Raw genomic sequence first — 16692 nt, forward strand, 5'->3', positions numbered from 1 at the left:
CGAATGAGCGCTTTCGACGTACGCATCGGCATCAATCCGCTGTCGTGGATGAACGACGACCTGCCGTCGCTCGGCGGCGAGACGCCGCTCGAAGTCGCGTTGTCCGAGGGCCGGCAGATCGGCTATCAGGGCTTCGAGCTCGGCAACAAGTTTCCGCGCGAGCCGCAGGCGTTAAAGGCGCTGCTCGCGCGCTACGATCTCGCGCTGGTGTCGGGCTGGTATTCGGGACAACTGGCCATCCGCAGCGTCGCGGATGAAATCGCCGCGGTCGGCCCGCACCTCGAACTGCTCGCGCGCAACGGCGCGACCGTGATGGTGTACGGCGAGGTCGCCCATTCGATCCAGGGCGCGCCGCGCCCGCTCTATCAACGGCCGCGTCTTTTCAGCGACGCGCAATGGGCCGCGTACGCGGCGCGGGTCGACGAATTCGCGCGCTATACGCTGTCGCGCGGCGTGCGGCTCGGCTATCACCATCACATGGGCGCGTACGTCGAAACGCCGGCCGACGTCGATCAGCTGATGGCCCGCACCGGCGACGCGGTCGGTCTGCTGTTCGATGCCGGGCACATCACGTTCGCGGGCGGCGATCCGCTCGCGGTGCTCGATAAGCACATCGCGCGCGTCTGTCATGTGCATTGCAAGGACGTGCGGCCCGCGGTCACGAAACTCGCGCGCAATCGCAACTGGAGTTTTCTCGACGCGGTGATCGCCGGCGCGTTCACGGTGCCGGGCGACGGCGCGGTGAATTTCCCGGCCATCATCGAGCGGCTCAAGCGGCATGGTTATTGCGGCTGGCTGGTCGTCGAGGCGGAACAGGACCCGGTGGTCGCGCCGTCGTTCGCGTATGCGCAGAAGGGCTACAACACGTTGCGGGCGCTGGTCGACGCGCCGCTCGGCAAGGAGGCAGCATGAGCTTGTTGGTCAAGGCACAGCGCGAGGGCCAGACGATCGCGCGCGTGACGCCGCAGTCGGCGTGCTGGCGTTACGTGGGATTCGCCGCTTACCGGCTCGAGCCGAACGAAGTCGTGTATGTGTTCGAGCCGGAACGCGAAGTGTGCATCGTCGTGTTGAGCGGCGCGGTCGATGTCGAAACGCCGAATCAGACATGGCGCTCGCTCGGTTCGCGCGACAGCGTGTTCGAGGACGCGGCGCCGTATGCGGTTTATCTGCCGCCGAACGTACGCGCGACGGTGCGGGCGAACCGCGCCGCCGAACTCGGCGTGGCCAGCGCGCCGGCTAAAGGCGAGTATCCGGCGCGGCTGATCGAGCCCGCGTCGATGAAGCGTTCGACGCGCGGCAAGTCGCTCAATACGCGCTACGTCTGCGATATTCTTCCGCAGACCGAGCCGGCGGAATCGCTGCTGGTGGTCGAAGTGAAAACGCCCGGCGGCCATGCGTCGAGCTACCCGCCGCACAAGCACGACACCGACAACATCCCGCACGAGAGTTCGCTCGAAGAAACCTATTACCACCGGCTCGATCCGCCGCAAGGTTTCGCGTTCCAGCGCGTCTATACCGATTCGCGCGATATCGACGAGTCGATGGCGGTCGAGGATCACGACGTGGTGATGGTGCCGCGCGGCTATCACCCGGTGATCGTGCCGTACGGCTACGACTCGTACTATCTGAACGTGATGGCGGGCAGCCAGCGGGTCTGGCATTTCAACAACGACCCGGCGCACGAGTGGATCATCAATAAGGATGCTTGATTAAATGGCGGCCGCGCTCCGCTACTTGCGCGCCGCCAGATCGACACTGAGCGTGCCGTCCTCGCCCATGCGCACCGTCCCCTTCGACACGGCGCGTCGATAGCCGTACAGATCGAATTTCATCGACCCCGCGGTCGAGCTGTCCTCGATATAGGTGCGCGTATTCGTCACCAGCGAATTGAACATCTTCACGTCGCCGGCTTCGATCCACACGTAGCTGTTGCCTGCGCCCGCCGGCGGCCTCGCGACCGCCGTGCCGCTGTGTTTGAATTTCAGCACCAGACCTTCGTCGGTGACGGTCGCGCTCGCCAGCCGCGACACCAGCCGCGGCGGCGGAAACACCGTGTACTGATCGAACACCAGCTCGTTGCCCTTCAATTCGACACCCTGGCGCGCGAACGGCGTCAACGACGCGAGCGGAATATCGAGCGCGCGCAGCAGGCCCGCTTGCGGCACGCCGAGCACCTTGACTTGTGTCGGCCGATACACCAGATGGCGTTCGTCCTGCGCGACGAGCGTGCCGCTCAGCGTGGTCGGCAGCCACACGCCCGGAAAGTGATTCCACAGCTTGATGCCGCCGCTCACTTCGAGCTGGCCGTCGGCGGGTTTGAGCTGCAGATCGTTCAGCGAACGCGGCTGGTAGTCGAGCAGATAGTCATTGAATAGCGCGGCCATCGCCGGCCACTGCTCGACCACTTCGCCGCCGATGATATGGATGTCGTACTGATTCGGGTCGTCGAAGTCGACCGGCTCACCCGGCTTTTTCGGCACCATTTGCGCGTCGAGCGAACGCACGTGAAAGCCGATCCGGCCGGCCACGTAGAAGTCGACGTTCTGTACGTGAATTAGTGGTGCGGGGGCCTGCGAATGACGTTCGTCGTTCGGCTTCGCGGCGAGTGCGGAACCGGGGATCGCGAAGCTGCGGCCCGCGAACGCCGCGCGCGTGCCGACCGGAGTCGCGCGCGGCGCCGACGCCATGCGCGGATTCCGCGGCACGTATTGCCACACAGTGCGGGCCTGCGCGAGCGACGCCTGCTGCGCGCGCAGCAGGCTGTCGTTGTAGCGCGCGCTCGCGCTGCCGATGCCGCCGGCGCTGCCAGTTTGCGAAGCCTTTGCCGTGCTCGCGAGTGCCGGGTACGACGGCAGCTGGACATCGAGCGCGCCCGTTTCGTCGAAGCTCAGATAGCCGGCTGCCATCTGCTCGCGGTAGTGGTACAGGTCGAGCACGAACGGCGCGTCGGCGTCGGCGTCGGCGTTGGCGTTGGCGTTGGCGTTGTCGCTGGCATTGGCCGCTGGGTTCGTGCCCGCCTCTGTCAGCGGCACGATTGCCATGTCGATGTTCATCGGCATCGAGCGCATGAACTTCACGTCGCCCCCCTGTACCAGCAGACCGCGCGCGGGCATCGTCGCGGGCCAGTCGAGCTTCGGCAGGCTGCCGTCGTCGAGCGTGAAACGCACGCCGGCGGCGCTCGTGTCGATCCGCGTGATCGTCATGCTGAGCGTGGGCGGCGGCGTCAGTTTGGCCACCTGCATCACGACGTCGTCGCCGTCGAGCCGCGCGATCGGCGTATCGACCTTCAGCAGATCGGCCATCCGCACGTGCGCGGCCCGCATCAGCGTGTCCGCGCCGACGCCGGCCACTTCGACGTGGTCCGCATGGAACACCAGTTGCTCAGGATTACGCATCGACAGCGAACCGCTCAGTACGATCGGCACCCACGTGTCGCGACGCATGTCGCCGGTGATCCGCAACGTGCCGCCGTCCTGCGGGACCACCCGCATATTGCGCAGCGGCGAGCCCTGATACTGGAACAGATAGCGATTGAAGATCGCGCTGAGCTTCGCGCTGTCGAGCGTCACGTGGCCGCGATGCACGTGAATCGTCGTGCTGGTCGGGTCGTCGAATACGACCGGCTGGCCGGCGCGGGTCGGGCTCAGCGTCGCGGCCATGTCGTGGATCATGAAGCCGATCTCGCCGGTCACGCGAAAGTCGACGTCGCGCGCGAACATCAGCGAGCCGTCGATGCCGCAATCGCGCAGCGTCAACGCGCGGCTGCGGGTTGCGCTCAATCCGCCGGCCGATGGCACGCGCGCGGCGAAGCGTCGTTCGGCGTCGATCTGACGGGCTTTGTCGCGTTCGATGGTAGGTAGCGTTGCTGACGCGGGGGTGGCGTTGTTGGCCGCGTTGTTGGCCGCGTTGTTGGCCGCGTTGCTCTTCGCGCTGTCCGCGCCATTGTGCGCCGTAGGCGCAGCGCTGGAAATTAGCTGGCTATCCTGACTATTCGCAGCGCTCGCGCGAGCCATGTATCTCTCGGATACGTCGCCCGAAGTCGAACTGGCGTCCGCGCAAGCGGACATCAATAGCGCGGCCGCCAGCAGCACGACACCCGCGCCGCAGCGCGAACGCCCCAGCCGTTGTGTGCGCCGCGCTCGCGCAAACCGCGCGCCGACGCACCTGTGATCCAACGCCGCCTGCTGCTTCATCGTGTCCCCTCCTGAGGCCACGACGCGTCTTCGTGCGCGCGATTCGCGGCCGGGTTTGTCGCGCGAAGCGGGACGATCGTTCAGGCAAGTCGCGAGCCTGAAACCCCACGCCGCCGTTGCGCGCTATGCACCCGATTGTCTTTTTTTGTCCGCGCACTGCCGACAACATTTCTGGAGGACGCTCACCAAACAATCAAGCGTTTGAATCGCACGGTTCAATTCGCGCAAACGCGCATGTGCTGGACCTCAGCGGCCTTGCGCAGGCACCCGTTCAAACGCGAACAAAACGGACTAGTGGAGCGCGCGGCGCGTGCCAGCCTCGCGCACGGCAAATGATCAGGGTCACGAAACGTTTCCGGGCACGCCTGCGGCAGCGCACCTGATGCACCTGATGCACCTAAATGCCCGCCCCCCTCAGCCGACGCCGAGCCACTCGTGCATCACATCGGCACGCTCCAGAAACGCTTCGAGCGCACCGTCGAACACGATCTCGCCGTGTCCCATCACCGCCACGCGGCTGGCGATTTCCTGTGCGATCACGAGACGTTGCTCGATCAGCAGCATCGCGACGCCGCGTTCACGCAGTAGCCGCAGAGCGCCGGCGACCTGCTGCATCACGAGGCTCGCGAGCCCTTCGCCGGGCTCGTCGATCAGCAGCAGATCGGGGTCGCCGAGCAGCGCGCGCGAGAGCGCCAGCATCTGCTGCTCGCCGCCGGACAGCACGCCCGCGCGGGTGCGCTTACGCTGCGCGAGTACCGGAAACAGCGCGTATGCATCGTCGAGCGTGAAGCGCGGCGCGCGGCCGCGAGCGCGCGCCGCGCCGGCCGGCGCGAGCCCGAGCAGCAGATTCTCGTGCACGCTCAGCGCCGCGAATACGTCGCGATGTTCGGCGACATAACCGAGCCCGAGCCGCGCGATTTCGAAGGTGCGCAGATCGGCGAGCGAGCGGCCCGCGAAGCGCAACTCGCCTTCGCAGCGCACGAGCCCCATCACCGCGCGCGCAAGCGTCGAGGGGCCCGAGCCGTTGCGGCCGACCAGCGCGACCACTTCGCCGGGCGCGATGCTCAGGGTGACGCCGTGCAGCGCCTGGCTCGCGCCGTACCACGCGTTCAGGTGGCGGATCTCGAGCAGCGCGCTCATCGGTTGGCACTCCGATGGGTTCCGTCGCCGCTGCGCGTACCCGCGCGCTGGTCGGTCGGTTCGCCGAGATACGCGGCCCGCACCGCCGCGTCCGCGCGAATCGCCGCCGGCGTCCCGCTCGCGATGATGCGCCCCTGCACCAGCACCGAAATGCGATCGGCCAGCGCGAACACCGCGTCCATGTCGTGCTCGACCATCAGCAGCGTGCGGCCCGCGGTGGTCGCGCGGATCAGCTCGATCGCGCGCGCCGCTTCCGCGCGGTTCATGCCGGCGGTCGGCTCGTCGAGCAGCAGCGTATGCGCGCCGCCCGCGAGCGCGATGCCGAGATCGAGCGCGCGTTGCTCCGCGTAGCTCAGCGTGCCGGCGAGCGCATCGCGACGCGCGCCCAGGCCAACCGCATCGAGTACCTCGGCCGCGCGCGCGTCGATTGCCGCGGAGCCGGTCAGCCGCTGCCACCAGCGCGTGCGGTCGCGCTCGGCCAGTTGCGCGGCGCAACGCAGGTTGTCGAACACCGACAGCCGCGCGAACACGCTGGTGCTCTGGAAGCTGCGCGCGAGGCCGCGGCGCGCGATCGCGGCCGGCGCCAGCCGCGTGATGTCCGCGCCGAACAGATGGATGCGCCCCGCGCTCGGCCGCGCGCCGCCCGCGATCAGGTTGAACAGCGTCGACTTGCCCGCGCCGTTCGGGCCGATCAGCGCGTGGCGCTCGCCCGGTTCGATCTCCAGATCGACGCCGCGCAGGATCGGCGTCGGGCCGAAACGCTTTTCGATGCCGTAGAGCGCGAGGGCCGGGATCATTGGGGGGCTCCGTCGGTTCTGTCGATTCTGTCGGCTGGGTTGGCTGGGTTGGCTCCCTCGGCTTGTTCAGCGGCGTGGGCCGTCGCAGTCAAAACGACCGTGTCCGCGCCGGCCGCTGACGCTGCGGCGTTCGCGTGGCGAGCAAGGCTTGCGTGAGCGCGGCCCGCGCGACGTGTGGCCAGCGCAGCTAACCCGGCCACCACGCCCAGCAGCAGCGCGACACGCAACTGCGCCGCGCTCGGGTTGGACAGCAGCGCTCCAACGCGAACACCAGAGCTCGAACTCGCGCCGACGCCCGCATCAGCCTCCTCGCCAACACCCGCACCGCCGCCCGCCCCCACCCACGCGCTAAACGCAGTCCCCTCATCGGCGCCGAACTGGGCCGCGTACGCCCACTGCACGCCCGGCACGATCACCGCGAGCCACAACAGCAGTGCCGCGGCGCTCCACAGATATGCGACCCGGCAACGTCGCCAGCCATGCGAGCGAATTCGCGCCGCGTGCCGCGCACAGAAACCGGCAAGCCCGTCCGGCGCCGCGACCACGACCACGACGAACAGCAGTCCGAGATAAAACAGCCACGCCCGCGTGACGCTCGCGACGACTACGCTGAAAAAGGTCAACACGATCGCGCCGGCGACCGGCCCGAAGAATGCCGGGCTGCCGCCGATCACGGTCGCGATCAGCACCGCGCCCGAGCGCATCATCCCGACGCTTTCGGTCGATACCAGTTCGAGATTGATCAGCCCGAGCGTGCCCGCGACGCCCGCAAAAAACGCCGACAGCACGACCATCACGTAGCGGACCCGGCCCGGATAACAGCCGAGCGCCGCCGCGCGCACCGGGTTGTCGCGCACCGCGTTCGCGAGCCGCACGAGCGGCGTGCGCGACAACGCGAACATCGCGACGCCGGCGAGCCCGCACCACAGCGCGATCAGCGCATAAGCCTCGCGCGCCGGGCCGAAGCTCCAGCCGGCCAGAAGCGGACCGCTCGCGCGATCGATCGCGACACCCGCGTCGCCGCCGAACCAGCCCGGCAGGGTCCATGCGGCCGCGACCACGAGTTCGCCCAGGCCGAGCGTGATCATCGCGAACGCGGTGCCGGCACGGCGCGTCGCGATAAAGCCGAACAGCACGCCGCACAACGCGCCGCCCAGACCGCCGACGAGCGGCAGCAGCACCAGTGGCATCGCGCTCGCGTTAAACACGCGCGCGGCGATCAGCGCGCCGAGCCCCGCATACACGGCATGCCCGAACGACAGTAACCCGGTCGCGCCGAGCAGCAGGTTGTAGGACAGCGCGAATACGATCATCGTCGCGCTCTGCGCGAGGTACGCGAGCAGCCAGCTTTGCGGCCATAGAAACGGCGGCAGCGCGAGAAAAGCGGCGAGCGCGAACCACGGCGCGAGCATGCGGGCGGTCCGGCGCGGCAGCACGGCCCCGTTACGCATGATCGTCCCGTCGTCCGAACAAGCCGCGCGGGCGCATCACCAGCACCGCGACCAGCAGCAGATACGGCAGCAGCGGCGCGAGTTGCGCGAGCGTCAGCGCGTCCCAGGCGGGCGGCAGCGGCGCGCCGGCGAACCACAGCACGTCGCCCAGCGACACATCGCTCGTCACCGCCAGCGTCTGTACGCAGCCGACCAGCAGCGACGCCGCGAGCGCCCCGCTCAGCGAGCCAAGTCCGCCGATCACGACGACCACGAACACGATCGAGCCGAGCGAGTCGGCCATCGCCGGTTCGATCACGAACAGCGGCGCGCCGATTACGCCGGCCAGCGCGGCGAGCGCGGTGCCGGCCGCGAACACGCCGGTGAACACGCGCGGCACGTTGTGGCCGAGCGCCTCGACCGCCTGCGGATGCGTCAACGCGGCGCGCACGATCAAACCGGTCTTCGATACGCGCAACACCGAGGCGAGCGTTACGAGCATCGCCAGCGACACCGCCATCATGAACGCGCGATAACGGCTGAACACCGCGCCGTACAGCGAGAACAACGGCCCGTCGAGCACGGCGGGAATGCGCGCGGACAGCGGCCCGAGCCCCCAGCCGAGCTTGACCAGCTCGCCGAGCAGATACGCGGCGCCGAACGTCAGCAACAACTCCGGCAAATGACCGTGGCCGCGCACGCGCCGCAACAACCAGCGTTCGAGCGCCGCGCCGGCCAGACCGACGACGAGCGGCGTCGCCAGCAGCGCGCTCCAGAAGCCAGCGCGCGCCGCCACCGAATAACCGACGTACGCGCCGAGCATGTAGAAGCTCGCATGCGCGAAGTTGAGCACGCCGAGCATGCTGAAAATCAGCGTCAGCCCGGCCGACAGCATGAATAGCAACAACCCGTAACTGAGGCCGTTGAGCAAGGTAATGATGAACGACTGCACGCGCGCGATCCGTCGGGAATTAGTCGGGAATTAGTCGGGAATGAGTCGGGAATGAGTCGGGAATGAGTCGGATTTAATCTGGAATCCTGCTGGATTTGTACGAACCGGCGGTCTGCAACGGTGCGAGCGCCGCGCGCAGTTCGGCCGGCAGATCGACCGGCCGGCGCGTCGCGCGATCGACGTACACATGCACGAAATGCCCCTGCGCGGCGGGCTGCGCGTCGCCCTCCCGGAACAGGCCGACCTCGTAGCGCACGCTCGAGGTGCCGAGCCGCACGACCCGCAAGCCGGCGTCGATGCGCTCGGGAAACACCAGCGGCGCGAAGTAATTGCACTGCGTCTCGACCACGAGACCGATCGTCGTGCCGTGCTCGAAGTCGAGCACGCCGGCGCGGATCAGATACTCGTTCACGACGGTGTCGAAGTAGCTGTAGTAGACGACGTTGTTCACGTGACCGTAGACGTCGTTGTCCATCCAGCGCGTGGTGATCGGCAGAAAGTGCGCGTACGCGGCGCGCGGCGCCGGAGCGGGTTTATTCATCGGGTGTGCCAGGTATTGTTGTTGTCACCAGGGTGCGGCAAGCCGCGGGCGGATTCGGGATCGGGATGGCGTTCGGGGGACTCAACGCCCCCCTGCCTCAGCGTAATCAAGCCACGTGAGCCGTCACAGCGACTCGGTCAGCATGCGCCGGTAGTCGTCTGCGCTCGCCTCGCGCGGATTGGTGCGATGGCAATGGTCGAGAAGCGCGCCCTGCACGACCTTGTCGAACATGCTCGCATCGACGCCCATCTGCGCGAGACCGGTCGGCAGACCGAGCCGCGCGGTCATGTCGAACACCGCCTGGGCGAGGTCCGCCTGTTCCGGCAGCCCCATCACGCGACGCATCCGCGCATAGCGGCGCTCGGCCACCACGCCCGGCGCGCTTTCGTTAAAGCGCAGCACGGCCGGCAGCACGACCGCGTTCAGCGTGCCGTGATGCAGCGACGTGCGGCCATTCACCTTCAGCCCGCCGAGCGGATGCGACAGCGAATGCACGCAGCCGAGGCCCTTCTGGAACGCCATCGCGCCCTGCAGCGACGCGCTCATCATGTTCAGGCGCGCGTCGCGATCGGCGCCGTCCGCGCACGCGCGCTCGATGCTGGCCCACGCGCGTTCGAGGCCGTCGAGCGCGATGCCGTCGGCGGGCGGATTGAACGCGGGCGCGAGGAATGTCTCGATGCAGTGCGCGATCGCGTCCATCCCGGTGGCCGCGGTCAGCCCCGGCGGCAGGCCGAGCGTCAGGCCCGGATCGCACAGCGCCGACTTCGGCAACAGATGCCACGAATGAAAGCCCAGCTTGCGGCCGTCGTTCAGGATCACGATCGCGCCGCGCGCGACTTCGCTGCCGGTGCCGGCGGTGGTCGGAATCGCGATCAACGGCGCGACCGCGTCGGTGATCTTGCCGCTGCCGCCTTCGATCGTCGCGTACTGCGTGAGCGGCCCCGGATGGGTGGCCGCGATCGCGACGCCCTTGGCCAGATCGATCGACGAACCGCCGCCGACCGCGATCAGCCCGTCGCACCGTTCGTTGCGATAGACGTCGGCGGCCGCGAGCACCATCGCTTCGGTCGGGTTCGACGGCGTGTCGTCGAAGACCGGCACGTCGCCGAGCTTCAGTTCATCGAGCGTGCGCCGCACGAGGCCGGCCGCGACGACGCCTTTGTCGCTGATCACGAGCGGCCGTTTGATGCCGACGCGCGCGCACTCGGACGACAGTTGCGCCAATGCTTCGTAGCCCAGATGAATATGGGTGAGGTAGTAGATGAAAGCCATGCCGTTGCTTCTCCCTGAGCGTGCGCTCATTGACCGCCGATTGAGATGAAGATCGATAACCTCATTGTCCCGGCCGTTCGACGAACTCGAACGGCAAACCGCGTCGCCGCATCCACTCGCCGAGCGCCGGGCCGGTGCCCGCGCGCCAGGGCCGCAATCTGGCCGGCTCGACCAGCCGGTATTCGAGCAGTTCCGGCGACAGCGCGATGGTCCCGTGCGCCTTCACGTGATACGCGATGATCAGTTCGTTCTTGCGGATGAATTCGTAGACGCCGATCAGTTCGACCGACCCGGCGTGCAGCGAAGTCTCTTCGAACACCTCGCGCGCGATGCCCTGCTCCGGCGTCTCGCCGTTTTCGAGGAAGCCGGTGATCAGCGCGAACATCCCCTCCGGCCACGCCGCGTTGCGCGCGAGCAGCACCTTGCCCTCGTACTCGACGATCGCCGCGACGACCGGCAACGGATTGTCCCAATGGACGTAACCGCATTCGAGGTCGGGACAGCTCTGACGCACGCGGCCGCCCTCGTGCGCGGGGTCCGCGCGCTCGGTCAGCGGGTTCGCGCAGCGGGGGCAGAATCGGTACTCGGTCATGGCGAGGGGGCGTCTCCTGGGCTCGTGTTTTTGGTGGCGCTGGTGCGCGCGGCGCGGCGTGCTGGTGATTTTATTCGCAGCCTTGGGGCGGCTGGGGGTGATCGTGGGGATCGAGGCCCTTGTGGCCCTTGCGGCCATTGTGCCGCTTGTGGCCGGCACCGCTTGGCGCGTCGCCCGCTGCTAGGCGCAGGCCGGCGTAGTGGTCGGACGCGAAGGATCGCATGCTGGCGCGCTGCGCCCGGCGACAGGCGCATTGGGATGACCGAAAGCGATCATTTTAGTGCGGGCGTGCGCAAATAGGTCCTGGGGAGGTTGGGTATTGGCGGGGCTGGCGACAGTGTGGGGGTTGCCGGCGAGCGGTGGAGCGCAGCCGATCAGCCCGGCGGTTAGTTGCAACCGCAGTCCGGCATGCGGTTGTGCTTACGCTCGCGCGGCACACGTGCCACAGCGACAAGCCCCACCGCCCCCGCGATCAGCGCGCCGGCCGCCAGCCACAGCGCCGGCGAAAACGTGCCGGCGTGCGCGGCGATCGGCGCGGCGACCAGCGGCCCGGCGATCTGCCCGATCCCATAGGCGGCCGTCGCGTAGCCCATCAAACCGGCCGCGTCGTCGCCGCGCAAGCGCCGCGCCTCGCGCATCGCAAACAGCGTGATCGCGGTGAACGGCAAACCGATCAGGATGCTGCCGAGCGAAAAACCGCCGGCCGTCGGCCAGACGATGCCGAGCGCGATCCCGATCGCCTGCAGCACGTAGCAGCCGGCCAGCAGCACGCGGTTGTCCCAGTGCGCCGGCAGCCGCGCGCCGAGCAATGCGCCGACGATCAGCGCCGCGCCGAACATCGGCCAGAACAGATCGGGCCACGCCGAGCCCGGCAGCGCATGTCGCGCGATGACCGGCAGGAACGTCGCGGTGATGATGTAGCCGAAGCCGGGGATGCCGTACAGCAGGATCAGCCAGAACGCGTCGGCGCGATGAGCGGAGGAAGGTGCGCTGGTTGGTGCGACGGACTGGCCGCCCGACTCGTTGCCGATCCGGTTACCGATCCGGTTGCCGGGCTCAGCGGCGCGCTCATTGCCCGCGGCATTCGCAGCGGTAGCGGCGCGAGCGGCACCGTCCGGTTTCGCGTCCGCGGCCGAAGCGGCCCGTGCACGCGCCATGCGGCCCGACCCCGAGCCCGCGCGCGCGCCGTCGGCAAACACCGGCCATACCAGCGCCGACAACACCGAGCCGATCACCCCAAAACCGATCCACCCGGCGGTCGCGCCATAGCCGCCGGCGACGCTGACCAGCAATCCGGTACCGACGATCCCCACGCCCGGCCCCGTGTAAATCACCCCGCTCCACGCGTGCGCGCCGAGTTCGGCAAGCCGCCGCAAGCCCCACTGCGACGCAAACACGAAGGTCCACGCGCTGACCGCGCCGGCGACGAAGCGCACCAGCGCCCAGAACCAGAACGGACCGGCGAGCCCCATCGCGAGCGTCAACAGCACGGTGGCCGCCAGCCCGAGCCGCACCATCCGGCCGGGCGACACGCGCAGCGCCGCGCAGGTGACCGCGCCGACGAAATAGCCCGCGTAATTGGCCGACGCGAGCCAGCCGCCGTGCTGAATGTCGAGCAGCGGCTGCCCTGCCGCGCCGCCGTGCAGCATCAACGGCAGCAGCGGCGTGAACGCGAAGCGTCCGATGCCGAGCGCGACCGCGAGCGTCACCATACAGGCGAGCGCCGCGCGGCGGGCCGCGTGAGGTTCATGAAAGCGCCCGTAGGCGCGGGAAGCGAGGTCGTTCATGTCCGGGAGCCGAAGCGGTAAATCGATTGATCCATATTAGCTTGACCTTTCGATCACGAAAAATGAATAATTCGGATATCAATCATCGCCCGGAGAGAACGATGGATCTGGCCGCCCTGATCATTTTTCGCGCCGTCGTGCGGGAAAACGGCGTGACGCGCGCCGCCGCCAAGCTCAATCGCGTGCAATCGAACGTGACGACGCGGATCAAGCAGCTCGAGGAGCAGCTCGGCACCGAGCTGTTTATCCGCGACGGCCGCCGCCTCGTGCTGACGCCGGCCGGCGAGACGCTGCTGCCCTACGCGGAACGGCTGCTCGCGCTCGCCGACGAGGCGCGCCACGCGGTACGCGAGGACCGGCCGAACGGGCGTCTGCGGCTCGGCACGATGGAAAGCGTCGCGGCCACGCGTCTGCCCGCTCTGCTCGCGCAATACCACCAGCAATGGCCGGCAGTCGCGCTGGAACTGGAGACCGGCACCACCGGCAAACTGATCGAGCGGGTCCGCGAGTTCGAGGTCGATGCCGCGCTGGTCGCGACGCCGCTCGATCCGGCCGCGCTCGGCGAGTTGTTCGAGAGCGTGCCGGTGTTTCGCGAGGAGCTGGTGATGCTGACGCCGCGCGGGCATCGGCCGATTCATCAGGTCGGCGATATCGCGCTATCCACGTTGGTCGCGTTCGAGCGCGGCTGCGCGTACCGGTCGTATATCGAGAAGTGGTATCTGGAGCACGGCGTGCGGCCCGCGCGGGTGCTGGAGCTCGGTTCGTATCACGCGATCGTCGCGTGCGTGGCGGCCGGCGCCGGCGTCGCGGTCGCGCCGCGCTCGGTGCTCGATCTGCAGGCCGACACGAGCAATATCGCGGTGCATGCGCTGCCCGATATCGACCCGGTCGATACGCTGCTGGTGTGGCGCCGCGGACATTTTTCGTCGGCGCTCAATGCGCTGCGGCGCACGCTGGTGGAGTCGCAGCAGGCGACAGGACAGACAGTGGGGACCGCGGAGAGCGCAGCGTAGGCCGGGGCGGCAGCGGCAGCGGCAGCGGCAGCGGCAACGGCAACGGCAACGGCAGCGAGTTTGCGCCGCGCAGCGCCCCTCCCGCCGCAAAGAACAAAGGGGCCACGTAGTGCGCCGATCCTCCCGGCGCGCCACGTGGCCCCTTCTGCCTTCTGGTCAAACCCGGCTCACGCCGGATTCGGCCCCGGCTCGAGTCGGACTCGAGCCGGTTTCCACATCACATCAAAGCTGCCCTTCAACCCATGCCTTCACGCCTGCCAGCGCCGTCGGCAGGTTAGCCGGCTCGGTACCGCCAGCCTGCGCCATGTCCGGACGGCCGCCGCCCTTGCCGCCGACCTGCTGCGCGACGAAGTTCACCAGCTCGCCCGCCTTGACCTTCTTGCTCGCGTCGGCGGTCACACCGGCGATCAGGCTGACCTTGCCGCCATCGACCGCCGCCAGCACGATCGCCGCGCTCTTGAGCTTGTCCTTCAGCTTGTCGACCGTTTCGCGCAGCGTCTTCACGTCCGCGCCTTCGAGCGTCGCCGCCAGCACGTGCACGCCGCCGACTTCGATCGCCTGGCCGGCCAGCTCGTCGCCCTGGCTCGACGCCAGCTTCGACTTCAGCGCGCCCAGTTCTTTCTCGAGCGCCTTGACCTGGTCCTGCACCTGACCGATGCGCTGCGTCAGTTCCGACGGCTGCGCCTTCAGTACCGCCGCGGCCGCGTTCACGCGCGCTTCCAGTTCCTGCACGTAGCGCACCGCGTTGTCGCCGGTGATCGCTTCGACGCGGCGGATCCCCGCCGCGACGCCGCCTTCCATCACGATCTTGAACAAACCGATGTCGCCCGAGCGGCTCACGTGCGTGCCGCCGCACAGCTCGCGCGAGAAGCCGAGGTCGAGCACGCGCACTTCGTCGCCGTACTTTTCGCCGAATAGCGCCATCGCGCCGCCCTTCACCGCGTCGTCATAGGACATCACGCGCACGATGCCGGGCGCGTTCGCGAGCACTTCGGCGTTGACGATTTCCTCGACGCGGCGGATCTGCTCGTCGGTCATCGGCGCGTTGTGCGCGAAGTCGAACCGGGTCTTGTCTGCGTCGACCAGCGAGCCCTTCTGCTGCACGTGCGCACCGAGCACTTCACGCAGCGCCTTGTGCATCAGGTGGGTGGCCGAGTGGTTGCGGGCCGTGCGGGCGCGGCGCACCGCATCGATTTCCGCCTTCACGACGTCGCCGACCTTCAACGTGCCCTGTTCGAGCGTGCCGTGGTGGCCGACCACGTCGGCTTGAACCTTCAGCGTGTCGGCCACCGCGAAGCGCGTGCTCGCGTTCGCGAGCACGCCCTGGTCGCCGACCTGGCCGCCCGATTCCGCGTAGAACGGCGTGTGGTCGAGCACGACCACCGCCTGCTGGCCGGCGCTCGCCTGCTGCACCGACGCGCCGTCCACGTACAGCGCGACGACCTTCGCGTCGTCGAAGACGATTTCCTCGTAACCGTGGAAGGTGGTCTTCGCGCCCGAGTATTCGAGGCCCTGCGCCATCTTGAACTTGCCCGCCGCGCGCGCCTGTTCGCGCTGGCGTGCCATCGCTTCGTCGAACGCGGGTTCGTCGACCGTCACTTCGCGCTCACGACAGACGTCGGCGGTCAGGTCCAGCGGGAAGCCGTAGGTGTCGTGCAGCTTGAACGCGAGTTCGCCGTCGAGCGTCTTGCCGCCCTTCGCATCGAGTTCGGCCAGCGCGGCGTCGAGAATCGACATGCCGTGCTCGATCGTCTCGAAGAAGCGCTCTTCTTCCTGACGCAGCACGTCGGTCACGCGCTGTTCGGCTTGCGCCAGTTCCGGATACGCGGCGCCCATCTGCGCGACGAGGTCGGCGACCAGCTTGTGGAAGAACGCGCCCTTCTTGCCGAGCTTGTAGCCGTGGCGGATCGCACGGCGCACGATCCGGCGCAGCACGTAGCCGCGGCCTTCGTTGCCCGGAATCACGCCGTCGACGATCAGGAACGAGCATGCGCGGATGTGGTCAGCGATCACCTTCAGCGAGTTGTTGGTGAGGTCGCTCACGCCGGTTTCGCGGGCCGCGGCCTGAATCAGCGCCTGGAACAGGTCGATCTCGTAGTTGCTGTGCACGTGCTGCAGCACGGCGGCCAGACGCTCCAGACCCATGCCGGTATCGACGCACTGCTTGGGCAGCGGCGTCATGTTGCCCTGGGCGTCGCGATTGAACTGCATGAACACGAGATTCCAGATCTCGATGAAGCGGTCGCCGTCTTCTTCCGGCGATCCCGGCGGGCCGCCCCAGATTTCCGGACCGTGGTCGTAGAACACTTCCGAGCACGGGCCGCACGGGCCGGTGTCGGCCATCTGCCAGAAGTTGTCCGATGCGTAGCGCGCGCCCTTGTTGTCGCCGATGCGGATGATGCGCTCGACCGGCACGCCGATTTCCTTCGCCCAGATGTCGAACGCTTCGTCGTCTTCCTGGTAGACGGTGACCGTGAGCTTTTCCGCCGGCAGCTTGTAGACCGTGGTCAGCAATTCCCAGCAGTAGTGAATCGCGTCGCGCTTGAAGTAGTCGCCGAACGAGAAGTTGCCGAGCATCTCGAAGAACGTGTGGTGACGCGCGGTGTAGCCGACGTTTTCGAGGTCGTTGTGCTTGCCGCCGGCGCGCACGCTGCGCTGTGCGGTCGTGGCGCGCGAATACGGACGCGATTCCGCGCCGAGGAACACATCTTTGAACTGCACCATCCCCGAATTGGTGAAGAGCAGCGTCGGGTCGTTGCCGGGCACGAGGCTCGACGAACGGACGATCGTGTGGCCCTTCGATTCGAAGAACTTGAGGAATTTCTCGCGGATTTCAGCGGCTTTCATAGCGGGCGGGGGACGGTCCTGACGGGGTTCCTGACTGAGAATGGCGGTCTGTGCGAGGCGCCAACTGTCTGTTTCTTTAAACGACTGATTATACGGGATCGGCACGCGCGCGCGGCGGTGCTGGCCAC

Annotated in this window: 13 protein-coding genes; 3 read left to right on the forward strand and 10 right to left on the reverse strand. The window is 67.9% G+C overall.

Annotated elements, in window-relative coordinates; translation table 11 throughout:
* Nucleotides 1-3: 3 nt before the first annotated feature.
* Nucleotides 4-912: a myo-inosose-2 dehydratase gene (gene iolE, locus LJ656_RS20030; protein WP_230511120.1), complete on the forward strand. Its 909-nt coding sequence runs from the start codon at nucleotides 4-6 to the stop codon at nucleotides 910-912.
* The gene (gene iolB / locus LJ656_RS20035; protein ID WP_230511121.1) at nucleotides 909-1709 is read left to right on the forward strand and encodes a 5-deoxy-glucuronate isomerase; all 801 of its coding nucleotides are present in this window, start codon (nucleotides 909-911) and stop codon (nucleotides 1707-1709) included. The genes iolE and iolB overlap by 4 nt, the downstream gene beginning before the upstream one ends.
* A 21-nt stretch (nucleotides 1710-1730) precedes the next feature.
* On the opposite strand, the gene LJ656_RS20040 is transcribed toward iolB, so the two are convergent.
* From LJ656_RS20040 to LJ656_RS20080, 9 genes are all read right to left on the reverse strand, one after another.
* Nucleotides 1731-4013, reverse strand: coding sequence for a hypothetical protein (locus LJ656_RS20040; protein ID WP_425605967.1), 2283 nt, complete (start codon nucleotides 4011-4013; stop codon nucleotides 1731-1733).
* Nucleotides 4014-4607: 594 nt separating this feature from the next.
* Complete coding sequence (locus LJ656_RS20045; protein ID WP_230511122.1) at nucleotides 4608-5333, reverse strand: ABC transporter ATP-binding protein; 726 nt, start codon at nucleotides 5331-5333, stop codon at nucleotides 4608-4610.
* The gene (locus LJ656_RS20050) at nucleotides 5330-6130 is read right to left on the reverse strand and encodes an ABC transporter ATP-binding protein (RefSeq protein WP_230511123.1); all 801 of its coding nucleotides are present in this window, start codon (nucleotides 6128-6130) and stop codon (nucleotides 5330-5332) included. The genes LJ656_RS20045 and LJ656_RS20050 overlap by 4 nt, the downstream gene beginning before the upstream one ends.
* A complete protein-coding gene (locus LJ656_RS20055) occupies nucleotides 6127-7581 on the reverse strand; it encodes a branched-chain amino acid ABC transporter permease (RefSeq protein ID WP_425605968.1) in 1455 nt (484 codons plus the stop codon). Before LJ656_RS20055 ends, LJ656_RS20050 begins: the two co-directional genes overlap by 4 nt.
* Entirely contained in the window at nucleotides 7574-8512 is a 939-nt protein-coding gene (locus LJ656_RS20060; protein ID WP_230511124.1) for a branched-chain amino acid ABC transporter permease, read from the reverse strand. Before LJ656_RS20060 ends, LJ656_RS20055 begins: the two co-directional genes overlap by 8 nt.
* Nucleotides 8513-8585: 73 nt before the next feature.
* On the reverse strand, nucleotides 8586-9053 hold the full coding sequence (locus LJ656_RS20065; RefSeq protein WP_230511125.1) for an acyl-CoA thioesterase: 468 nt from the start codon (nucleotides 9051-9053) through the stop codon (nucleotides 8586-8588).
* Nucleotides 9054-9176: 123 nt separating this feature from the next.
* The gene (locus LJ656_RS20070) at nucleotides 9177-10325 is read right to left on the reverse strand and encodes an iron-containing alcohol dehydrogenase (RefSeq protein WP_230511126.1); all 1149 of its coding nucleotides are present in this window, start codon (nucleotides 10323-10325) and stop codon (nucleotides 9177-9179) included.
* A gap of 61 nt (nucleotides 10326-10386) precedes the next feature.
* Nucleotides 10387-10917, reverse strand: coding sequence for an NUDIX domain-containing protein (locus LJ656_RS20075; protein WP_230511127.1), 531 nt, complete (start codon nucleotides 10915-10917; stop codon nucleotides 10387-10389).
* Nucleotides 10918-11303: 386 nt separating this feature from the next.
* Complete coding sequence (locus LJ656_RS20080) at nucleotides 11304-12704, reverse strand: YbfB/YjiJ family MFS transporter (RefSeq protein ID WP_230511128.1); 1401 nt, start codon at nucleotides 12702-12704, stop codon at nucleotides 11304-11306.
* 101 nt (nucleotides 12705-12805) lie between these two features.
* Here LJ656_RS20080 and LJ656_RS20085 point away from each other — a divergent pair, with 101 nt between their 5' ends.
* Nucleotides 12806-13717 carry a LysR family transcriptional regulator gene (locus LJ656_RS20085; RefSeq protein WP_230511129.1) on the forward strand — a complete coding sequence of 304 codons (912 nt, stop codon included), beginning with the start codon at nucleotides 12806-12808 and terminating at the stop codon, nucleotides 13715-13717.
* Between the two features lie 222 nt (nucleotides 13718-13939).
* Here the strand turns inward: LJ656_RS20085 and alaS are convergent, their stop codons facing one another.
* A complete protein-coding gene (gene alaS, locus LJ656_RS20090; protein WP_230511130.1) occupies nucleotides 13940-16564 on the reverse strand; it encodes an alanine--tRNA ligase in 2625 nt (874 codons plus the stop codon).
* Nucleotides 16565-16692: the final 128 nt, after the last annotated feature.

Source organism: Paraburkholderia sejongensis, assembly GCF_020880815.1.
GTDB lineage: Bacteria > Pseudomonadota > Gammaproteobacteria > Burkholderiales > Burkholderiaceae > Paraburkholderia > Paraburkholderia sejongensis.